Origin of the sequence: Streptomyces sp. NPDC001843 (genome assembly GCF_042891955.1) — a bacterium.
Lineage (GTDB): Bacteria > Actinomycetota > Actinomycetes > Streptomycetales > Streptomycetaceae > Streptomyces.
This window is the reverse complement of the sequence record NZ_JBIATQ010000007.1, coordinates 1-20,646: the sequence shown is the minus strand read 5'-3', so window position 1 is coordinate 20,646 and position 20,646 is coordinate 1. Positions and strand designations below refer to the sequence as shown.

13 protein-coding genes, 1 tRNA gene and 1 rRNA gene are annotated in these 20,646 nt (G+C 70.1%); 3 read left to right on the top strand and 12 right to left on the bottom strand.

The features are described from left to right. The first annotated feature begins 41 nt into the window (after positions 1-41). Positions 42-887 (top strand): DNA-formamidopyrimidine glycosylase family protein, encoded by an 846-nt coding sequence (locus ACFYZQ_RS18800; protein ID WP_389148540.1) that lies wholly within the window; start codon positions 42-44, stop codon positions 885-887. 32 nt (positions 888-919) lie between these two features. Continuing rightward, positions 920-1,684, top strand: a complete 765-nt coding sequence (locus ACFYZQ_RS18795; RefSeq protein ID WP_389148538.1) for an SDR family NAD(P)-dependent oxidoreductase — start codon at positions 920-922, stop codon at positions 1,682-1,684. 246 nt (positions 1,685-1,930) lie between these two features. On the opposite strand, the gene ACFYZQ_RS18790 is transcribed toward ACFYZQ_RS18795, so the two are convergent. The 9 genes from ACFYZQ_RS18790 to ACFYZQ_RS18750 all read right to left on the bottom strand — a co-directional run bounded on the left by ACFYZQ_RS18790 (position 1,931) and on the right by ACFYZQ_RS18750 (position 16,420). Beyond that, positions 1,931-2,401, bottom strand: coding sequence for a Dps family protein (locus ACFYZQ_RS18790; RefSeq protein ID WP_389148535.1), 471 nt, complete (start codon positions 2,399-2,401; stop codon positions 1,931-1,933). Positions 2,402-2,552: 151 nt separating this feature from the next. Then, complete coding sequence (locus ACFYZQ_RS18785) at positions 2,553-2,927, bottom strand: helix-turn-helix transcriptional regulator (protein WP_361454779.1); 375 nt, start codon at positions 2,925-2,927, stop codon at positions 2,553-2,555. A gap of 109 nt (positions 2,928-3,036) precedes the next feature. Further along, complete coding sequence (locus tag ACFYZQ_RS18780; RefSeq protein ID WP_389148532.1) at positions 3,037-3,582, bottom strand: CinA family protein; 546 nt, start codon at positions 3,580-3,582, stop codon at positions 3,037-3,039. Continuing rightward, the gene (gene pgsA, locus ACFYZQ_RS18775) at positions 3,579-4,352 is read right to left on the bottom strand and encodes a CDP-diacylglycerol--glycerol-3-phosphate 3-phosphatidyltransferase (protein WP_389148530.1); all 774 of its coding nucleotides are present in this window, start codon (positions 4,350-4,352) and stop codon (positions 3,579-3,581) included. The genes ACFYZQ_RS18780 and pgsA overlap by 4 nt, the downstream gene beginning before the upstream one ends. Next, on the bottom strand, positions 4,349-5,821 hold the full coding sequence (gene rimO / locus ACFYZQ_RS18770) for a 30S ribosomal protein S12 methylthiotransferase RimO (RefSeq protein ID WP_389148527.1): 1,473 nt from the start codon (positions 5,819-5,821) through the stop codon (positions 4,349-4,351). The genes pgsA and rimO overlap by 4 nt, the downstream gene beginning before the upstream one ends. A 109-nt stretch (positions 5,822-5,930) precedes the next feature. Next, positions 5,931-6,770: a helix-turn-helix domain-containing protein gene (locus ACFYZQ_RS18765; protein WP_389148524.1), complete on the bottom strand. Its 840-nt coding sequence runs from the start codon at positions 6,768-6,770 to the stop codon at positions 5,931-5,933. Between the two features lie 296 nt (positions 6,771-7,066). After that, a complete protein-coding gene (locus ACFYZQ_RS18760; RefSeq protein ID WP_389148521.1) occupies positions 7,067-9,844 on the bottom strand; it encodes a DNA translocase FtsK in 2,778 nt (925 codons plus the stop codon). Between the two features lie 123 nt (positions 9,845-9,967). Beyond that, positions 9,968-10,654, bottom strand: a complete 687-nt coding sequence (locus ACFYZQ_RS18755; RefSeq protein WP_389148518.1) for a two-component system response regulator — start codon at positions 10,652-10,654, stop codon at positions 9,968-9,970. 306 nt (positions 10,655-10,960) lie between these two features. Further along, a complete protein-coding gene (locus tag ACFYZQ_RS18750; RefSeq protein ID WP_389148515.1) occupies positions 10,961-16,420 on the bottom strand; it encodes a HAMP domain-containing protein in 5,460 nt (1,819 codons plus the stop codon). A gap of 379 nt (positions 16,421-16,799) precedes the next feature. Between ACFYZQ_RS18750 and ACFYZQ_RS18745 the strand changes: the two genes are divergently transcribed. After that, positions 16,800-19,556, top strand: a complete 2,757-nt coding sequence (locus ACFYZQ_RS18745; protein WP_389148512.1) for a SpoIIE family protein phosphatase — start codon at positions 16,800-16,802, stop codon at positions 19,554-19,556. Positions 19,557-19,604: 48 nt separating this feature from the next. Here the strand turns inward: ACFYZQ_RS18745 and ACFYZQ_RS18740 are convergent. From ACFYZQ_RS18740 to rrf, 3 genes are all read right to left on the bottom strand, one after another. After that, positions 19,605-19,680 (bottom strand) — tRNA-Thr (locus ACFYZQ_RS18740). 96 nt (positions 19,681-19,776) lie between these two features. Then, positions 19,777-20,439: a DegT/DnrJ/EryC1/StrS family aminotransferase gene (locus tag ACFYZQ_RS18735; protein WP_389149454.1), complete on the bottom strand. Its 663-nt coding sequence runs from the start codon at positions 20,437-20,439 to the stop codon at positions 19,777-19,779. Positions 20,440-20,553: 114 nt separating this feature from the next. Next, positions 20,554-20,646 (bottom strand): 5S ribosomal RNA (gene rrf, locus ACFYZQ_RS18730); the annotation flags it as partial.

Here is a 20,646-nt window from a genome sequence, read left to right as displayed (position 1 = left end):
GCACTCCGCCGCACGTCACCCCACCGTGGCACCCTTGACGCATGCCCGAAGGTGACACGGTCTGGCAGGCCGCGAAGCGGCTGCACGGCGCGCTGGCGGGCAAGGTGCTGACCCGCAGCGACTTCCGGGTGCCGAAGTACGCCACGGTCGATCTCGTCGGCCGGACCGTCCTGAGCACCGTCCCGCGAGGCAAGCATCTGCTCACCCGGATCGAGGGCGGCCTGACGCTCCACACGCACCTGCGCATGGAGGGCGCCTGGAAGGTGTACGGCACGGACGAGCGCTGGCGGGGCGGCCCCGCGCACCAGATCCGGGCCGTCCTGGGCACCGCCGATCACGCGGCAGTCGGCTACCGTCTCCCGGTCCTGGAGTTCCTGCGCACCTCGGAGGAGGAGCGCGTCGTCGGCCACCTCGGCCCCGATCTGCTCGGCCCGGACTGGGACGGCGAACGCGCCCTGGCCAACCTGCTCACCGACCCCGCCCGGCCGCTGGGCGAGGCCCTGCTCGACCAGCGCAATCTCGCCGGCATCGGCAACGTCTACAAGAGCGAGCTCTGCTTTCTGCTGGGCGTCACCCCGTGGCTGCCCGTCGGGGCGCTCCCCGAGGACCGTGCGGCCCGGCTGCCCGTCCTCGCCAAGAAGCTCCTTGAGACGAACCGCGACCGTCCGGTCCGGCAGACCACGGACCTCCGCCGGTACGACCTGTTCGTGTACGGCCGAGCCCCCCGTCCCTGTCTGCGCTGCCGCACACCGGTCCGTGTGGCCGACCAGGGCGACGGCTCCCAGGAACGCCCCACCTACTGGTGCCCCACCTGCCAGCGGGGCCCGGCCCCCGCGCCCGGAGCGCCGCAGAAGTGGCGGGACCGCTATCGCCGCACAGCCGATTGACGACCCGTCAGAAACGCTCGTACCGTCGACGCATGCCCATCAAGGCGTACGACCTCACCGGACGTACCGCATTCGTCACCGGCGCCGCCAGTGGCATCGGCCGGGCCTCGGCCGTCCTGCTCGCCGAGGCGGGGGCGACGGTGCACTGCGCCGACCGGGACGCGCAGGGCCTGCACGAGACGGCGGCCCTGGCCAAGGACCGCGGTGGGACCGCTCGCACCCACGTCGTCGACGTCACCGATCGCGCCCGGCTCGGGGAGGCGGTCCGCTCCTGCGAGCGGCTGGACGTGATGGCGGCCATCGCCGGCGTCATGCACAGCAGCCCGGTCCTCGAGACCCGGGACGAGGACCTCGACCGGGTGCTGGACGTCAACTTCAAGGGTGTGCTCTACGCCTGCCAGGAGGCGGCCCGGCTGATGCTCGCCCGGCGCATCCGGGGCAGCATCATCACCATGGCCTCGGGCGCGATCGACACCGGCGGGCCGGGGTTGCTCTGCTACGGCGTGGCGAAGGCGGCCGTGGTCCAGCTGACCAAGACGCTGGCGTCCGAGATCGGCCGGCACGGCATCCGCGTCAACGCGGTCGCCCCGGGCTGGATCCGCACGCCCATGACGGACCGCCACGACCACGAGGCACAGGCGCGCACCGAGGCCCTGATGGCCCGGATGTCCCCGCTCGGCCGGGTCGGCGAGGCCGATGACATCGCCCACGCCGTGCTGCACCTGGCGTCCGACGCCTCGTCCTTCACGACGGGCCAGATCCTGCGTCCGAACGGCGGCGTCGCGATGCCCTGGTGAGGTGTCCCACGCGCCGGACGGCCACCCGCCGACCGCCCCCCACGCCTGCGGCCGCCCGCCGCTTCGGCACGCAGTGCACCGGCAGCAGACTCAGCCCCCATCCCCCGGTGGCGATCGCCCCCTCGACCACGCCACCGCCGCCCAGGGCGAGCCGCACCACGGCCCACCACCACACCGCCCCGGCCCCCAGGACGAACCCCCGGCGCATTGTCCACCCCACCATGGCCGCCTCCGTCGGGGTGACCGCTACGCGTTCTCGGCCTGGAACATCCAGTGGTGTTTCTCGAGGTCCGCGGTGATGACGATGAAGATGTCCTGGGACACCGGATCCGGGTCCCCGGTCGCCGCCACCCGGCCCCGCATGCGCGTGATCACCGCGCCGAGCGCGTCCACGAGCGTCCGCACCGCGTCCGCGTCCTTGACCCAGCCCGAGGGCGCCGCCTCGATGCCGCTGCCGGCGGCCACGGTCGCCGCGCGCCCGTCGGGCGGGACGCCCAGCGTCGACGCCCGTTCCGCCACGGTGTCGGAGTGGGTCCGCGCCGAGTCGACGACCTCGTCGAGCTGCAGATGGACGGAACGGAACCGGGGACCGACGATGTTCCAGTGGATCTGCTTGGCGACCAGCGCCAGGTCCACCAGGTCCACGAGTGCGCCCTGCAACGCCTCCGCCACGGTCTTCAGGTCCGCGTCGGACAGCGGGCTCTTCACGACGGACATGCGCACCCTCCGATGCCTCGCCCCCGTCACGTCTCTCCACGATGACCGCGTCGGCGGGTACCGGCAAACGGAGTCAGGCGCACGAAGACCCCGGCCGGGCCCTCCGGGTCAGCCCGGAGACAGCCCCGGCCGGGGCCTCGCACGTGTCGCGTCAGGCGGCGACGACATCCACCGCCTCGGCGGGCGCCTTGATCGTCACCCGTTCCGGTGGCACACCGGTCACCGACACGGAACCCAGCATCGGACGAACCGGCGTGGGCACGGGCTCGGTGGCCGCGGCAGACCGGGCAAGCTCGGCGAGGGCGAGCTCGTCGCTCACTTCCCGCATGAGCTCGGACATCCGTACGTCCAGCGCGTCGCAGATGGCGGAGAGCAGTTCGGAGGAAGCCTCCTTCTGCCCCCGCTCCACCTCGGAGAGATAGCCGAGCGAGACTCGGGCGGACGAGGAGACTTCGCGCAGAGTACGGCCCTGGCGCTGGCGCTGCCGACGCAGCACGTCACCCAGCAGGCGACGGAGCAGAATCATCGGTGGCTCCCTCCTCGGACCGCGTAGCCGCATCCTTCTCGCCCCACCGTACCGCCTCGCGCCGCGGCCGTGCGGGGAGCGATGTCGTGTTCACTCAGGGCTGCAAACATCAAAACCCCCCGTTCCGTTCCGTATCCTGTGCCCGCTCATTCCCACTGTGTTCGCTCGCAAGCCGCTCCAGGAGCAGTGCGAGTACGCTCCGTACACTCTCCATACGGATTTCCGCACGGTTGCCGTTCAACCTCAGAGCCGCGACTTTTCCGCCACCGGCAGAACCGGAACCGGTGCCGAACGGACCCTCCACGGCCACGAAGACCGTACCGACGGGCTGCCCGTCCTGCGGGTCCGGGCCGGCGACTCCGGTCGTCGCCAGCCCCCAGTCGGCGCCCAGGGCCTTCCGTACTCCGGCCGCCATCTGGGCCGCGACCTGCGCGTCCACTGCCCCTCGCTGGGCCAGCAGAGTGGCGTCGACACCCAGCAGCCGGTGCTTCAGATCGGTCGCGTAGGCGGTGATCGAACCGCGGAACACCTTGGACGCCCCGGGGACGGTCGTGATCTCCGCCGCGACCAGGCCACCGGTGAGCGACTCGGCGACGGCGACCGTCTCGCCCTTCACCGTCAGTAGTCGCACCACTTCAGGGGCCGGGGAACTCACGCTTCCGACTCCTCCAACGCCGCCCGTCGCTCGGCGATTCCCCGCCGACGCAGCACAATGGCCTGTCTCACATAATCGAGACCGGTCACAACGGTCAGAACGACCGCCACGGCCATCACCCAGAACCTCATGGTCGCCAGCCACCCCGTCAGCGCCAGCACGTACATGCCCACGGCCACGCCCTGGGTGAGGGTCTTCAGCTTGCCGCCCCGGCTCGCCGGAATGACGCCGTAGCGTATGACCAGAAAACGCAGCAGCGTGATCCCGAGTTCCCGGCCGAGGATGACCGCCGTCACCCACCACGGCAGATCACCCAGCCCCGAGAGACAGATCAGCGCCGCCCCCATGATGGCCTTGTCGGCGATGGGGTCGGCGATCTTCCCGAAGTCGGTGACGAGGTTGTACGTGCGCGCCAGGTGACCGTCGAACAGGTCGGTGATCATGGCGATGGCGAAGGCCGCCCAGGCCAGCGAGCGCCAAGCGGGGTCGTACCCCCCGTCGGCCAGCATCAGGGCCACGAAGCCGGGCACCAGCAGCAACCGGAGCATCGTCAGCAGATTGGCGACGTTCCAGACGCTCGCCTGGTTGACGGCCGCGGCCGCCAGCTTCCCGCCCCGGGCCGACTTGGCCCCGCCCTGCGCACCGCCGGCGCTGCCGGAAGCGGCCGTACCGGAGCCCGGGCCGGCCGCCGCACCGGGAGTGCCGGCGGAGCCCGCGGCGCCCTGCGCGCCGGAGGAGCCGCCCGCGGCGGACGCCGGGACTCCGGTCATCTCCCCGCCTCCTCGGTACACGCGAGCGAGCCGTCCAGCGGCTCGGCCACCAGGTCGACACCTTCCGTACCGACCACCTTCGCCTCGACCATACGGCCGACCGTCAGACCCGCGCCGGTCGTGAGCAGCACCTGGCCGTCCGTCTCCGGAGCCTGGTGTGCCGCACGCCCGTACACGCCCTCCTCCTCGTCCACGGACTCCACGAGGACCCGCACCGTCTCGCCGACGCGCTCCTCGGCCCGCTGCGAGACCAGTTCCTCGGCCAGCCGGGAGATGTGCGCCAGCCGCTCGACGACGACGTCCTCGTCGAGCTTGTGCTCGTAGCCGGCCGCCTCCGTGCCCTCCTCGTCGGAGTAGCCGAAGACGCCGATGGCGTCCAGCCGCGCGCCGTTCAGGAACCGCTCCAGCTCGGCCAGGTCCGCCTCGGACTCTCCGGGGAAGCCCACGATGAAGTTCGAGCGCACACCGGCCTCGGGGGCCTTGCTGCGGATGGTGTCGAGCAGCTCCAGGAAGCGGTCGGTGTCACCGAAGCGCCGCATCGCGCGCAGTACGGCGGGCGCGGAGTGCTGGAAGGACAGGTCGAAGTAGGGGGCGACCTTGGGTGTGGAGGTCAGCACGTCGATCAGGCCCGGGCGCATCTCGGCCGGCTGCAGGTAGCTGACGCGCACCCGTTCGATTCCGTCGACGTCCGCCAGCTCGGGCAGGAGAGACTCCAGCAGGCGGATGTCGCCCAGGTCCTTGCCGTAGGAGGTGTTGTTCTCGGAGACCAGCATGATCTCCTTGACGCCCTGCTCGGCCAGCCACCGTGTCTCGTTCAGCACGTCGCTCGGACGCCGGGAGACGAAGGAGCCGCGGAAGGACGGGATGGCGCAGAAGGAGCAGCGCCGGTCGCAGCCGGAGGCGAGCTTCACCGAGGCGACCGGGGAGCCGTCCAGACGGCGGCGCAGGGGCGCGCGGGGGCCCGACTGAGGGGCCAGGCCCTCCGGCAGGTCGGCGGGGGCGCCGTGCCCGGGCAGGGCCACGTCGGTCGCCGACTGCCGCTCGGCCGGGCTGATCGGCAGCAGCTTGCGGCGGTCGCGCGGGGTGTGGGCGGCGTGGATGCCGCCGGACAGAATGGTCTGCAGGCGGCCGGAGATGTCCGCGTAGTCGTCGAAGCCGAGTACGCCGTCGGCCTCGGGGAGGGCCTCGGCGAGCTCCTTGCCGTACCGCTCGGCCATGCAGCCCACCGCCACGACGGCCTGGGTTCTGCCGTGGTCCTTGAGGTCGTTGGCCTCCAGGAGGGCGTCGACGGAGTCCTTCTTGGCGGCCTCGACGAAGCCACAGGTGTTGACCACGGCGACATCGGCGTCCGCGGCGTCCTCGACGAGCTGCCAGCCGTCCGCCTCCAAACGGCCTGCGAGCTCCTCCGAGTCCACCTCGTTACGGGCGCAGCCGAGAGTGACTAGTGCGACGGTACGGCGTTCAGGCATGGGCTCAAGAGTACTTCGTCCCGCTGACACCCCACGTCGACGGGGTTGGCCGATCCCGGCCAACCCCGTGCTCAGACTCCTCTTCGGGCCGTTCGCGCCCTGTCGGTGACTACCCGACCTCGGGGTCGCCCTTGGTGTACGTAAGCCGCTCCACCGCGCCGGGCTGGAAGTCGTCCTCGATCTTCTTGCCGTTGACGTAGAGCTGGATGGCGCCGGCGTCACCCAGAATGAGGTTGACCTTGGAGCTGTCCTGGAAGGTCTTGGACTCGCCCTTCTTCAGGAGCCCGTCGAAGAGCATGCGGCCGTTGTGGTCCTTGGCCGAGATCCAGCTGCGTCCGTCCACGGCGCTGACCTGGACGGTCACCTTGTCCTGGGGGGCCGCCGCGATCGCGCTGTCGGACGGCTCTGGCTTCTGGCCGGCGTGAGTGTCCTTCTTGGGCGTGGGCGATTCTGCCTTGCTGGGGGCAGGCGTGGCGCCGTCGGCGACCTGGTCCTTGGCGTCGTTGGAGTCGCCGCCCCTGAACGCCGTGAACCCGACGAAGCCGATCACCACGACGATCGCGGCGACCATGGCCGCGGTCCAGTTCGGTCCGCGCCGCTCGGGGCGGATACGTTCCGCCTCGAACAGCGGGGCGGCCGGGGTCGGGGCGGGGCGCCCGCCGTGCTCGGCGTCGAACCGGGCCAGCAGCGGTGCGGGATCGAGGCGAACGGCCCTGGCCAGGGTACGGATGTGCCCGCGCGCGTACACGTCGCCGCCGCAGGGGGTGAAGTCGTCCGCCTCGATGGCGTGCACGATGGCGATGCGGACCCTGGTGGCGCTGCTGACGTCGTCGACGCTGAGCCCGGCGGCGACGCGCGCCTGCCGCAGTGCGCGGCCGATGGAGGTGTGGGCTTCCTCGGAGACGTCGGAGAACGGACGCTCGTCTTCAGGGGAGTTGCCGATGGACACGGGGGCGCCTTTCGAGCGTTTAGCCACCTGTGCTGGAGATTCAGTCTAGGGCGGGTCAGAAAGGGTGGGGCAACCGGGCAGTAGGGCCTTTTACGCCATCGGTATGGCCCGACATACCGATGACGGGCCAGACGCGGACCCCAGTCTGGAGCCCCCACCTGTCCTCTCGCTCAACTTGACGTGCGACAAAGGGAAACGGTTGCCCGCCGGTCTCTAACGGCTGGATCACGGCGGTGCAGCCGTCCGGTCACTTTCCCGGCCGCCGGACAGCCCGCGTTCCTTTGTAGGAGGAATCCCTACCCCTCAGACTCGCCGCGTATCACCGCGAGCACACCGTCCAGCTCATCGGGTTTCACCAGAACGTCACGCGCCTTGGAACCCTCGCTCGGCCCGACGATGTTCCTGGACTCCATGAGGTCCATCAGCCGGCCGGCCTTGGCGAAGCCGACGCGCAGCTTGCGCTGGAGCATGGAGGTCGAGCCGAACTGCGTGGAGACGACCAGTTCGGCCGCCTGGCACAGCAGGTCGAGATCGTCGCCGATGTCCTCGTCGATCTCCTTCTTCTGTTTGGTGCCCACCGTGACGTCGTCCCGGAAGACGGGCGCCATCTGGTCCTTGCAGTGCTGTACGACGGCGGCGACCTCGGCCTCGGTGACGAAGGCGCCCTGCATACGGGTCGGCTTGTTCGCCCCCATGGGCAGGAACAGGCCGTCGCCCTTGCCGATCAGCTTCTCGGCACCCGGCTGGTCGAGGATGACCCGTGAGTCGGCGAGCGAGGAGGTGGCGAAGGCGAGCCGCGAAGGCACGTTCGCCTTGATGAGACCTGTGACGACGTCGACCGACGGGCGCTGCGTGGCGAGCACCAGATGGATGCCGGCGGCGCGCGCGAGCTGCGTGATCCGCACGATCGCGTCCTCGACGTCGCGCGGCGCGACCATCATCAGGTCGGCCAGCTCGTCGACGATCACCAGCAGGTACGGGTACGGCTGAAGCTCCCGCTCGCTGCCCTCCGGCGGCTTGGCCTTCCCCTCGCGCACCGCGCGGTTGAAGTCGTCGATGTGCCGGTAGCCGTAAGCCGCCAGGTCGTCGTAGCGCAGGTCCATCTCGCGTACGACCCACTGCAGAGCCTCGGCGGCCCGCTTGGGGTTGGTGATGATCGGCGTGATCAGGTGCGGGATGCCCTCGTAGGCGGTCAGCTCGACGCGTTTGGGGTCGACGAGGATCATCCGGACGTCCTCCGGGGTCGCTCGCATCATGATCGAGGTGATCAGGCAGTTGATGCAGGACGACTTGCCGGAGCCGGTGGCACCGGCGACCAGCATGTGCGGCATCTTCGCCAGGGAGTGCATCACATAGCCGCCCTCGACGTCCTTGCCGAAGGCGACCAGCATCGGGTCGTCGTCCTCCGCGGACTCCGCCAGCCGCAGCACGTCGCCGAGGTTGACCATCTCGCGGTCGGTGTTGGGGATCTCGATGCCGACCGCGGACTTGCCGGGGATAGGGCTGATGATCCGCACGTCGGGGCTCGCGACCGCGTACGCGATGTTCTTCGTCAGCGCGGTGATCCGCTCGACCTTCACAGCGGGGCCGAGCTCCACCTCGTAGCGGGTGACCGTGGGGCCGCGGGTGAAGCCGGTGACGGCCGCGTCGACCTTGAACTCGGTGAAGACGGTGGTGAGCGAGGCGACGATCGCGTCGTTGGCGGCGCTGCGCGCCTTGCCGGGGCCGCCGCGGGTGAGCAGGTCGAGGGACGGCAGCGCGTAGGTGATGTCGCCGGAGAGCTGGAGCTGCTCGGCGCGCGCCGGCAGGTCGCGGGGCTGCTCGGGGGCCGCCTTGGTGAGGTCGGGGACCGCGCCGTCGGCGCGCTTGTCCTGCCTGGGGCGTGCGGCGGGGCCCGGGACGGGCGCCGTGGCCGGTTCCGAGGGCGGCGTGGGGGCGGGTACGGGCGTGGGCGTCGCGCCCTCCCGGTCGCCCACGCTGACGCCCTGGGTGAGGTCGGCGACGATCCGGGAGGGCGGCATGCCGTGCAGGACGGCGCCGTCGAGGTCGGCCGCGGCGGCGGCCGCGATGTCCACGGCGTCCAGCTGCCGGTCCATGGCGGGCTGCGGCACGGCGGAACGCCTGGGGCGGCTCCGGCGCTTGGCGATGGCCTCCTGCTCGGCGCTTTCGGGGTCGTATCCCTGAGGGGCGCTCCGGCGCCCGCGGGGGCGCGCAGGCAGCGCCTCGCGCCACTGGTCGTCGTACCGCTGGTCGTCGCCGGTGTACTCGTCGAACTCGTCGAACTCGCCGTCGGCCGGATCGGACAGCAGGCCCAGGCGTACGCCGAGCGCGCGCAGCCGCTGCGGGATGGCGTTGACCGGGGTGGCGGTGACGACGAGCAGCCCGAAGACCGTGAGCAGCACGAGCAGCGGAACAGCCAGGACATCGGTCATGGCATACGTCAGCGGGGTCGCCGCGCCCCAGCCGATGAGGCCGCCGGCGTCCCGTATGGCCTGCATGCCGGCGCTGCGCGCGGGAGAGCCGCAGGCGATGTGGACCTGACCCAGCACGCCGATGACGAGCGCGGACAAGCCGATGACGATCCGTCCGTTGGCCTCCGGCTGCTCCGGGTGCCGGATGAACCGCACGGCGATGACCGCCAGCAGTATCGGCACCAGCAGGTCGAGCCGGCCGAAGGCGCCGGTCACCAGGATCTCCACGAGGTCCCCGACGGGGCCGCGCAGATCGGCCCAGGTACCGGCGGCGACGATCAGCGCCATGGCGAGCAGCAGCAGCGCGACGCCGTCCTTGCGGTGGGCCGGATCGAGGTTCCTGGCGCCCTGCCCTATGCCGCGGAAGACGGCGCCGACGGCGTGCGCCAGGCCGAGCCAGAGGGCGCGCACCAGCCGGTAGACGCCCCCGGTGGGGCTGGGGGCCGGCTTCGGCGCGGGCACGGCCTTCTTAGCCGCGGCCTTCCTGGCGGGCGCCTTCTTGGCCGGGGCCTTCTTCGCGGCGGCCTTCTTCGCCGGTGCCTTCGCCGGAACAGCCGCCTTCCTGGCGGGCTGCTTCTTGGCTGCGGAGGGACGTGAGGCCATGGATGTGAGATTACCGGGGGAGACGACAGCGGACACGTGTGCCCACAGCTTCACCCGTTCGTGTCGTCCTCGGGTCAACCTGGAACTGACGCTCGCTCACCGGTACCGCGTCCGCCGCAAGGGTCAGTTCTGCGACGGCATGGAGGCGCTGCCGCCGCCCGTGCCCGGCTCGAGAGCGTCGAGTGCGCGGCGCAACCCCGTCAGTTTCCGTTCGAGATGCGCCGCGGTGGCGACCGCGGCCGCGTCCGCCGAATCGTCGTCGAGCTGCTTGGACAGGGCCTCGGCCTGCTCCTCGACGGCCGCAAGCCGGGCGGAGAGTTCGGCGAGGAGCCCGGCCGACTCCTTGCCGCCGCCGACGGCGCCCTTGCCGTTGCCGCCCTCCAACTGGAGCCGCAGCAGCGCCGCCTGCTCCCGGAGCTGGCAGTTCTTCATGTACAGCTCGACGAAAACGGAGACCTTCGCGCGCAGCACCCAGGGATCGAACGGCTTGGAGATGTAGTCCACCGCGCCGGCCGCGTACCCCCGGAAGGTGTGGTGCGGGCCGTGGTTGATGGCGGTGAGGAAGATGATCGGGATGTCCCGGGTCCGCTCTCGCCGCTTGATGTGCGCCGCGGTTTCGAAACCGTCCATTCCTGGCATCTGGACGTCCAGCAGAATGACCGCGAAATCGTCCGTGAGCAGTGCTTTGAGCGCTTCCTCCCCGGACGATGCCCGCACCAGCGTCTGATCGAGCGCAGAGAGGATGGCCTCCAGCGCCAGCAGATTCTCCGGCCGGTCATCGACCAGGAGGATCTTGGCCTTCTGCGCCATGGCCCGCCCTCCTCGCCCCGGCGGTACACCGGGCGCCGCCCCAGGGGACGACTCCCTTTCGCCGCCCGTCCTTGTGCCGGTCATGGTAGCCGCACCCCGCCTGTCGCCACACCCTGTCACCGCGATGTCACTGTGCACGTAGCAGAAACGCGGCGGGAGACCAGAAGGTTCCCCGATTCCCGCACTTCCACACCCTTGTGGCCACCCTGCGGCACCAACTCCCGATCTACGTCGAAGGTTGCCGACACCTTCACCCGACTTTCACCCGAACCGCGCCGTCTCGGCCATCCGGCGACGGCTCCTCGCTCATTCCGTGCGCATCCACTGCTCCATCACGGCCAGCAGGTGGTCGGGGTCGACCGGCTTCGTCACGTAGTCGGACGCGCCCGACTCGATCGCCTTCTCACGGTCGCCCTTCATCGCCTTGGCGGTCAGCGCGACGATCGGGAGCCCGGCGAACTGGGGCATCCGCCGGATCGCCGTGGTGGTCGCGTACCCGTCCATCTCGGGCATCATGATGTCCATGAGCACCACGGCCACGTCGTCGTGCTGCTCCAGGACCTCGATGCCCTCCCGCCCGTTCTCGGCGTACAGCACGGACAGCCCGTGCTGCTCCAGGACGCTGGTGAGCGCGAACACGTTCCGGATGTCGTCGTCGACGATCAGCACCTTCTCACCGCCGAACCGTACCGGCCGGTGCACCGGCTGCGAGGCCTCCTGCTGCTCGGCGACGGGCCAGTGCTCGGTGCGCTGCTCGGTCGCCGGAGCGCCCCGGCGACGGCGCCGGAAGAGCGCGGCGGCACCGTTCTGGGTCTCCTGGTACGACTTCACCTCGGCCGGCGTCTCGACCTCCACCGCGGACAGCTCCAGGGAGTGGGCCTGGGAGGCGACCAGGTCGCCCGCCTCCAGCGCGGGCAGGGACTGCTGGTAGCCCTGCGGCGGCAGTTCGCTCGGGTGCAGCGGCAGATACAGCGTGAACGTCGACCCGCGTCCCGGTTCGCTCTGTGCGTGGATCTCACCGCCGAGCAGCTGCGCGATCTCCCGCGAGATCGACAGCCCGAGGCCCGTACCGCCGTACTTGCGGCTGGTCGTGCCGTCCGCCTGCTTGAACGCCTCGAAGATCACCCGCATCTTGCTGGCCGCGATGCCGATGCCGGTGTCGGTCACGGAGAACGCGATCAGCGGCCCGGCGGGGTCGGTCAGCGACCCGGCCTCCAGCAACTGCTCCCGGATGCCCAACGGCACGTCCGTGCCGGCCGGCCGGATCACCAGCTCGACCGAACCGGAGTCGGTGAACTTCACCGCGTTGGACAGCAGGTTCCGCAGCACCTGGAGCAGCCGCTGCTCGTCGGTGTGCAGGGTGGCGGGCAGCTCCGGCGAGACCCGCACGGACAGGTCGAGGCCCTTCTCTGCGGTCAGCGGCCGGAAGGTGGCCTCCACGTAGTCCACGAGCTGGACCAGCGCGATACGCGTCGGGGAGACGTCCATCTTGCCCGCCTCGACCTTCGACAGGTCGAGGATGTCGTTGATCAGCTGGAGCAGGTCGGAACCGGCCCCGTGGATGGTCTCGGCGAACTCCACCTGCTTCGGGGAGAGGTTGCCTTCGGCGTTGTCGGCGAGCAGCTTGGCCAGGATCAGCAGCGAGTTCAGCGGCGTACGCAGCTCGTGCGACATGTTGGCCAGGAACTCGCTCTTGTAGCGCATGGACACCGCGAGCTGCTCGGCGCGCTCCTCGAGGACCTGTCGCGCCTCCTCGATCTCGGTGTTCTTCACCTCGATGTCGCGGTTCTGCTGGGCCAGCAGTTCGGCCTTCTCCTCGAGTTCGGCGTTGGAGGCCTGCAGCGCCTTCTGACGCTGTTCCAGCTCCTCCGACCGCAGCCGGAGTTGCTCGGTCAGCTCCTGCGACTGCCGCAGCAGCACCTCCGTCTTGGTGTTGACGGAGATGGTGTTGACGCTGGTCGCGATCATCTCGGCGATCTGGTTGAGGAAGTCCTTCTGGATCTGCGTGAACGGCGTGAAGGACGCCAGCTCGATGATGCCGAGCACCTTGCCCTCGAACAGCACCGGGAGCACGATCACCTGGGCGGGCGGCGCCTCGCCGAGACCGGAGGAGATCTTCAGGTAGCCGCTGGGCGCGTTCTCCACGAGGATCGTGCGCTTCTCCTCCGCCGCCGTACCGATGAGCGCCTCGCCCGGCCGGAACGACGTCGGCATGGAGCCCATCGAATAGCCGTACGACCCGAGCATCCGCAGCTCGTACGCCTCTTCACTCTCGGCGCTCATGTCCTTGCCGTCCACCAACGGCATCGCCAGGAAGAACGCCCCGTGCTGCGCGGAGACCACCGGCGTCAGCTCGCTCATGATCAGCGAGGCCACGTCCTCGAGGTCCCGGCGGCCCTGCATCAGCGCGGAGATCCGGGCCAGGTTGCCCTTCAGCCAGTCCTGCTCCTTGTTCGCGATGGTGGTGTCGCGCAGGTTGGCGATCATCTTGTTGATGTAGTCCTGCAGCTCCTGGATCTCGCCGGAGGCGTCGACGTCGATCTTCAGGTTCAGGTCGCCCCGAGTCACCGCGGTCGCCACGCGCGCGATGGCGCGCACCTGCCGGGTCAGGTTCCCGGCCATCTCGTTCACGGACTCCGTCAGGTCCCGCCAGGTGCCGTCGACGTCACGCACGCGTGCCTGGCCGCCGAGCTGGCCCTCCGTACCCACCTCGCGGGCCACCCGGGTGACCTCCTCGGCGAAGCTGGACAGCTGGTCGACCATGGTGTTGATCGTCGTCTTCAGCTCGAGGATCTCGCCGCGGGCGTCGATGTCGATCTTCTTCGTCAGGTCACCCTTGGCGATGGCGGTGGTGACCATGGCGATGTTGCGGACCTGGCCGGTCAGGTTGGACGCCATCCCGTTCACGGACTCGGTCAGGTCCTTCCACGTGCCGGCCACACCCGGCACGCGCGCCTGACCGCCGAGGATGCCGTCCGTGCCCACCTCGCGGGCCACCTTGGTGACCTGGTCGGCGAACGAGCTGAGCGTCTTGACCATCGTGTTGATGGTGTCGGCGAGCTGCGCGACCTCGCCGCGCGCCTCGATCGTGACCTGCCGGGTCAGATCGCCGTTGGCGACCGCCGCAGACACCTGGGAGATGTTGCGCACCTGCATGGTCAGGTTGTTGGCCATCAGGTTGACGTTGTCGCTGAGGTCCTTCCAGATGCCCGTGACGCCCGGTACGTGCGCCTGACCGCCGAGGATGCCCTCCGTGCCCACCTCACGGGCCACCCGGGTCACCTGCTCGGCGAAGCTGGACAGCTGGTCGACCATGGTGTTGACGGTCGTGACCAGCTCGAGGATCTCGCCCTTGGCGTCAACGGTGATCTTCTTCGACAGGTCGCCCTTGGCGACCGCCGTCGTGACCTCGGCGATGTTGCGGACCTGGATGGTCAGGTTGTTCGCCATGAAGTTCACGGACTGCGTGAGGTCCTTCCAGGTGCCCGCGACCCCCTGCACCTCGGCCTGGCCGCCGAGCATGCCCTCGGTACCCACCTCGCGGGCGACGCGCGTGACCTCCTGGGCGAACGACGACAGCTGGTCCACCATCGTGTTCAGCGTGTTCTTCAGCTCTAGGATCTCCCCGCGCGCGTCCACGGTGATCTTCTGCGACAGGTCACCCCGGGCCACCGCGGTCGCGACCTGCGCGATGTTGCGCACCTGGGCCGTGAGGTTGCCGGCCATGCCGTTCACCGAGTCCGTCAGGTCACGCCACACACCCGCCACACCGGGCACCTGCGCCTGACCACCGAGACGCCCGTCGGTACCCACCTCCCGCGCCACCTTGGTGACCTGGTCGGCAAAGGCAGAGAGCTGGTCGACCATCGTGTTGATGGTGTTCTTCAGCTCCAGGATCTCCCCGCGCGCGTCGACGTCGATCTTCTGCGACAGGTCACCCCGGGCCACCGCAGTCGTCACCTGGGCGATGTTGCGCACCTGCGACGTGAGGTTCCCGGCCATGGAGTTGACGGAGTCGGTGAGCTCCTTCCACGTGCCCGAGACGCCGTCCACCCGCGCCTGACCGCCCAGACGGCCCTCGGTGCCCACGTCCCGCGCCATCCGCGTCACCTGGTCGGCGAAGCTGGAGAGCTGGTCCACCATCGTGTTCACGGTGTTCTTCAGCTTGAGCATCTCGCCGGAGACGTCCACGGTGACCTTCTGCGACAGGTCGCCGTTGGCCACCGCCGTCGTCACCTGGGCGATGTTCCGGACCTGACCGGTGAGGTTGCGGAACGCCGTGTTGACGGAGTCCGTCAGGTCCTTCCACGTACCCGCCGCCCCCGGCACCTGCGCCTGGCCGCCCAGCTCGCCCTCGACGCCGATCTCCCGGGCCACTCGCGTGACCTCGGCACCGAACGCCGACAGCTGGTCGACCATCCCGTTGACGGTGTTCTTCAGCTCCAGCATCTCGCCGGCCACGTCGACGGTGACCTTCTGCGACAGGTCACCGTTGGCCACGGCCGTCGTCACGGCGGCGATGTCCCTCACCTGCGTGGTGAGATTCCGGAACACGGTGTTGACGGAGTCCGTCAGGTCCTTCCAGGTGCCCGCCGCGCCCGGCACGTTCGCCTGCCCGCCGAGCTGCCCCTCGGCCCCGACCTCGTTGGCCACCCGGGTGACCTCATCGGCGAAGATCCGCAGCATCTCGGTCATCTGGTTGATCGTCTCGGCCAGCTGCGCCACCTCGCCGCGCGCCGGAACGGTCACCTTCTGCGACAGGTCACCGTTGGCCACGGCCGTGGTGACCTGGGAGATCCCCCGTACCTGGGCGGTGAGGCTGCCCGCCATGGTGTTGACGGAGTCGGTGAGCTCCTTCCACACGCCGGCGACCCCGGGCACCTGCGCCTGACCGCCCAGGATGCCCTCGGTGCCCACCTCACGGGCGACCCGGGTCACCTCGGAGGAGAAGGAGGACAACTGCTCCACCATCGTGTTGACGGTGTTCTTCAGCTCCAGCATCTCGCCGGCCACGTGCACCGTGACCTTGCGGGACAGGTCACCGCGCGCGACCGCCGTGGTCACCAGCGCGATGTCGCGCACCTGGGCGGTGAGCCGGTTCGCCATCGTATTGACGGACTCCGTCAGGTCCTTCCACGAACCCGACATACCGCGGACCCGGGCCTGACCGCCCAGCTTGCCCTCGGTACCGACCTCACTGGCCACCCGCGTGACCTCGTCGGTGAACGTCGACAGCTGGTCGACCAGGTTGTTGACCGTCCGCCCGACCTTCAGGAACTCGCCCCGCAGCGGATGCCCGGTGCCCTCCGGCGCCTGCGTCCTGAGCTCCATCCGCGGCGACAGGTCACCCTCGGCCACCGCCGTCAGTACCCGGCTCACCTCGGAGACAGGCCGTACGAGGTCGTCCACCAGCGCGTTCGAGGCGTCGATGGCGACCGCCCAGGAGCCCTCGCAGGCCCCCGCCTCCAGCCGTTCGGTGAGCTTCCCCTCACGGCCCACCACGCGCCGCACCCGGGACAGCTCCCCCGTCAGGTGCATGTTCCGGTCGGCCACCTCGTTGAACACGGCCGCGATCTCGGACATCACGCCGTCCCCGGACACCGTGAGCCGCTTGCGGAAGTTCCCGTCCCGCATGGCCACGAGAGCCACCAGCAGCCGGTCCAGGGCGGCGGTGTCCACCTGAGTGGTCCCACTCCGCCGCCTGCCCTGGGACGGTCCGCCCTTCGCGCGCGTGTTCGTGCTCCGCGTCGCTGTGCCAGACTCCACTGTGTCCCTCCCGCAGGGATCGACCGTTACTGCTGTGCTCGGGTGCTTCTGTACCGCATGGCGGTTACTGATGCGTATTTCTGCCAGACGAGATCAGCCCGCACCAGGGGCTGCTGCCCTCCGTGCACGGAACGCACTCAGACTGACCGGACCTTCACCAGAAGCTTGCCCAGTGTTTCACCCCGGCCGAACCAGGCCATAACAGTTCGGCAGCTTCGCACATCGTCCGCACACTCTGGGGGCGTAATCACCGCCGACCGGCATCCGCACGGACCGCGAAGGTAAGTAACCTTGCATGCGGCTGTCCAGCCGCGCCGGTTTCGTCCGGCCTGGGCGGTGGCACGAGAACGAGCGGGCATCGGAGGGGCGACCGCAGACCATGACCACCGGACTGATCCCTGGGGGACAGCCCCCGGACCCCCGGCCGACGGGCACGCGGATGCCGCATCAGCGCCGCGAGCCGGACGGTCCCGCACCCCTGCACGTCGACAACAGGTCGAGGAGTTCTGTGATCACCGCGCGCGCGGCCGCCAGCTTCGAGCCCGTCGGGCGATCGGTCGCGACCGCCCGGTCCTTCGTCCGCGACACCCTCCAGGGGTGGGGTTTCGCCGACATCGTTGACGACGCGGTGGTCCTCACCAGTGAACTGGTGACCAACGCGGTGGTGCACGCCGGTACCGCCGCGGACGTGCTGTGCCTGCGCACCGAGGACGGTGTGCGCATCGAGGTCGCCGACCGCTATCCGGAGCGCGAGGTACCCCTCCAGGGACCGGCCGCCACCATGGGCAGCCCCGACCGGGAGGGCGGCCGCGGACTCCAGCTGTGCGCGGCCCTCGCCGCCCGCTGGGGCGTGGAGTACACGCCCACGCACAAGAACGTCTGGTTCCAGCTCGACCTGCCCGAACGCCCGGTCGGCACCCGTACCGCCGGCCCTCCCCTGCCCGCGGACCTGCTCCCGCTGGCCGACGGCCGGGTCCGCGTCGCGGTCGTCCAGATCGACCGCAAGGGCTCCATCTCGGCCTGGAACGAGGACGCCGAGGAACTCTTCGGCCACCCCGCCGGCCAGGTCACCGGCAGGCCGCTGACCGACTTCGCGGCCTGGCCGCACACCCCGGGCACCGGCACCGGCATCGCCGAGGCCCTCCAGCTCTCACGCTGGGAGGGCAGTTACGGCATCCGTTGCGCCGACGGCCGGGTGACCCCGGTGTACGCCTCCCATCTCCGGGTCCGCGACACGGGCGGCGAACCCTCCACGGTCTGCCTGCTGGTACGGGACCACGAGCGCGCCGTCCTGCAGACGCCATCCCGACTGCCCTCCTCCGACCCCGCCCCGTCCGCCGACGGCCAGAACACCGACCCCTTCGAGGTGTTCATCGGCTCCCCCGCGCCTGACGACCTCGACGGCCTCCTGCAGCGCACTGTGGAACGCGCCCGCGACATGCTCGACGGCGACGCGGCCTTCCTGCTGCTCGCCACCGACGACGAGACGGAGCTGGAGGTGCGCGCCTCCACCGGCCTGCCCTCCGCCCGCCAGCGCTTCGCCCGCGTCCCCGTGGAGGCGGGCCCGGGCCGCTACGGCTCGGCCCGCATGCCGGCCGTCCACGACGACCTGACGGCGGTCCCCGGCGCCGTGCCCCTCCTGAACCACACGGGCATGCGCTCGGTCGTCACGGTCCCGCTGAAGGTCGAGGGCCGCCTCACCGGCTCCCTGGGCGTCGCGGCGGAGGCGCCGGGCAGATACTCCAACGAGGAGGCGCTGCGGCTGCAGTTCGCCGCCGACCGGATCGCCCTGGCCGTCGAGTCGGCCCGCCTGGGCGAGCTGGAGCGGCTGCGCCGCGGTTCCCTGAGCTTCCTTGTGGAGGCCTCCGACCTGCTCGCCGGCACTCTCGACCGCGACCAGACACTCGCCCTGATGGCGCAGATGACGGTACCCACGCTGGCCACCTGGTGCGCCGTCTACACCATCGCCGACCAGGCCTCCGATCCGTACCTGTCGTATGTGCTGCACGAGGACGAGGAACTCATCGACGGCATCAAGTCCCTGCTGTCGAAGATCTCCCCGCCCGACCCGGTGCCGACGCCGGGCGCCCGTGTCTGGTCGGCCCCCGGCGAGGTGGCCCACCAGGCGGCGCTGCGCAGTTCCATGCGCAGCCTCGGCCTGACCGGCGGTTCCGCGTACCGCATGTCCTCGGGTATCGGCCCGACGCTGGCCACGGCCTCCGCGGTCGGCGGTGAGACGGTCGTCCTGCCGCTGGTCGCCCGCAACCGCGTCATCGGCATGCTCACGCTGGGCAAGCCCACCGACGAGCACTTCCGCCAGGAGATCCTGGAACTCGCCGAGGACCTGTCCCGCCGTGCAGCCCTGGCGCTGGACAACGCCCGCCTGTACTCGGAGCGCACGGCCATCAGCCAGGCCCTCCAGCGCAGCCTCCTGCCGCCGGGACAACCGCACATCGAAGGCGTCGAGGTCGAGGTCATCTACCGCGCGGCCGGCGAGGGCAACGAGGTCGGCGGCGACTTCTACGACGTCTTCCCGATCGACGACGACACGTACGGCTTCGCCATCGGCGACGTCTGCGGTACGGGACCGAACGCGGCGGCCGTCACCGGCCTGGCCCGGCACGCGCTGCGCCTGCTGGCGCGGGAGGGGCTGAGCGGTCCCGCGGTCCTGGAGCGCCTGAACTCGGCGATCCTCGACGAGGGCGACCGCAGCCGCTTCCTGACGTTGCTGTACGGCGAGTTGCGGCCACGGGAGGACGGCAGCGCGGAGCTGAAGGTGGTGTGCGCCGGCCACCCGCTCCCATTGCGCCTGCGCCAGGACGGCTCGGTGGAGGCGGCGGCCGAGCCCCAGCCTCTCCTCGGCGTCATCGAGGAACTGGAGCTGTACGAGCAGACGTTCACCCTGGATCCGGGTGATGTGCTGCTGTGCGTGACCGACGGCGTGACGGAACGCCGCGAGGGCACCCGCATGCTGGGTGACGACGGCCTCGCCGAGGTCCTCACCACGTGCACGGGTCTCACGGCGGGTGCGGTGGCCGCACGGATCATGCGCGCGGTGGAGCGCTTCGCGTCCGACGCGCCATCGGACGACATGGCCATCCTGGCGATGCGGGTTCCGGGCATTCACCCGGAGTAGGCATGAAAAAACCCCGCCCGAGAGGGCGGGGTTTTTCGAGTGCTTTTGTGGAGCCCCCAAACGGAATCGAACCGTTGACCTTCTCCTTACCATGGAGACGCTCTGCCGACTGAGCTATAGGGGCCTGTCGCTTGCGAGGTTTCCCTCGCGGCAACGGAATAGATCATACCCCGGACAGACCTGAGTTCCCAAACTCGCTCACCGCCTGCTCAGGGCCCGCTCAGAAGGCAGGCTGAAGCAGTCCTCCGAGAGCGTTGCAGGCGGACACGATCCGCTGCATGTCCCGCTTGGTCAACGAGGCGTCCACGGGCAGCGCGAGAGTCTCGTCCGAGGCCCGCTCGGTCTCCGGCAGGGCCACGCACCGCCGGAACTCCGGCAGCCGGTGCACGGGCGTCTTCACGGGAAGCCGGCAGTCAACGCCCTTGGCCCGTATGGCCCGAGCGAAGGCGTCCCGGTCCGGCCGGCCGTTGCCGGGGACCCGCACCACGTACTGCTGGTAGGTGTGCCCGTCACCGCCGTCGGGCGTGCGTACGCCCCTGAGCTTGGCGTCGAGGTAGGCGGCCCGCTCCCTGCGCTGGGCCACTTCGTCGTACGGCGCCTCGGACTCAGCCTGCTCCAGCACGAGCAGCCCATGTCGCTGACCGACCGTGTGCAACCTTGCCACGTCCGCCCGTCGCCCGAAGCGATGGACGACAACGACCGCCGCGGTGCGGGGAGTTGTGGACGCCTCGACGGCCGAGGGATCGAGGCAGTACGTCGCCGGGTCTATGTCGGCGAACACCGGAAGCGCACCCGCCAGGGTCACGGCCTCGGCGACCTCGACGTTTCCGAACGCCGGTACGACGACCTCGTCACCGACTCCGACGCCGGCGGCCCTGAGCATTGCAGCAGTACCCATGACAAGGATGCTGGTTGCGGAACGTTAACTTCAAGTGACGGACACCAAAAAAGGGTTGGTCCCCGAACCGAAGTTCAGGGACCAACCCTCTCAATATTTGTTCGGCGGTGTCCTACTCTCCCACAGGGTCCCCCCTGCAGTACCATCGGCGCTGTGAGGCTTAGCTTCCGGGTTCGGAATGTAACCGGGCGT

Excerpts from the sequence above, each read along its gene's own strand:
- ACFYZQ_RS18800 (WP_389148540.1), top strand. The coding sequence starts at position 42 with ATGCCCGAAGGTGACACGGTCTGGCAGGCCGCGAAGCGGCTGCACGGC.
- ACFYZQ_RS18795 (WP_389148538.1), top strand. The coding sequence starts at position 920 with ATGCCCATCAAGGCGTACGACCTCACCGGACGTACCGCATTCGTCACC.
- ACFYZQ_RS18790 (WP_389148535.1), bottom strand. The coding sequence starts at position 2,401 with ATGTCCGTCGTGAAGAGCCCGCTGTCCGACGCGGACCTGAAGACCGTG.
- ACFYZQ_RS18785 (WP_361454779.1), bottom strand. The coding sequence starts at position 2,927 with ATGATTCTGCTCCGTCGCCTGCTGGGTGACGTGCTGCGTCGGCAGCGC.
- pgsA (WP_389148530.1), bottom strand. The coding sequence starts at position 4,352 with ATGACCGGAGTCCCGGCGTCCGCCGCGGGCGGCTCCTCCGGCGCGCAG.
- rimO (WP_389148527.1), bottom strand. The coding sequence starts at position 5,821 with ATGCCTGAACGCCGTACCGTCGCACTAGTCACTCTCGGCTGCGCCCGT.
- ACFYZQ_RS18760 (WP_389148521.1), bottom strand. The coding sequence starts at position 9,844 with ATGGCCTCACGTCCCTCCGCAGCCAAGAAGCAGCCCGCCAGGAAGGCG.
- ACFYZQ_RS18755 (WP_389148518.1), bottom strand. The coding sequence starts at position 10,654 with ATGGCGCAGAAGGCCAAGATCCTCCTGGTCGATGACCGGCCGGAGAAT.
- ACFYZQ_RS18745 (WP_389148512.1), top strand. The coding sequence starts at position 16,800 with ATGACCACCGGACTGATCCCTGGGGGACAGCCCCCGGACCCCCGGCCG.
- ACFYZQ_RS18735 (WP_389149454.1), bottom strand. The coding sequence starts at position 20,439 with ATGCTCAGGGCCGCCGGCGTCGGAGTCGGTGACGAGGTCGTCGTACCG.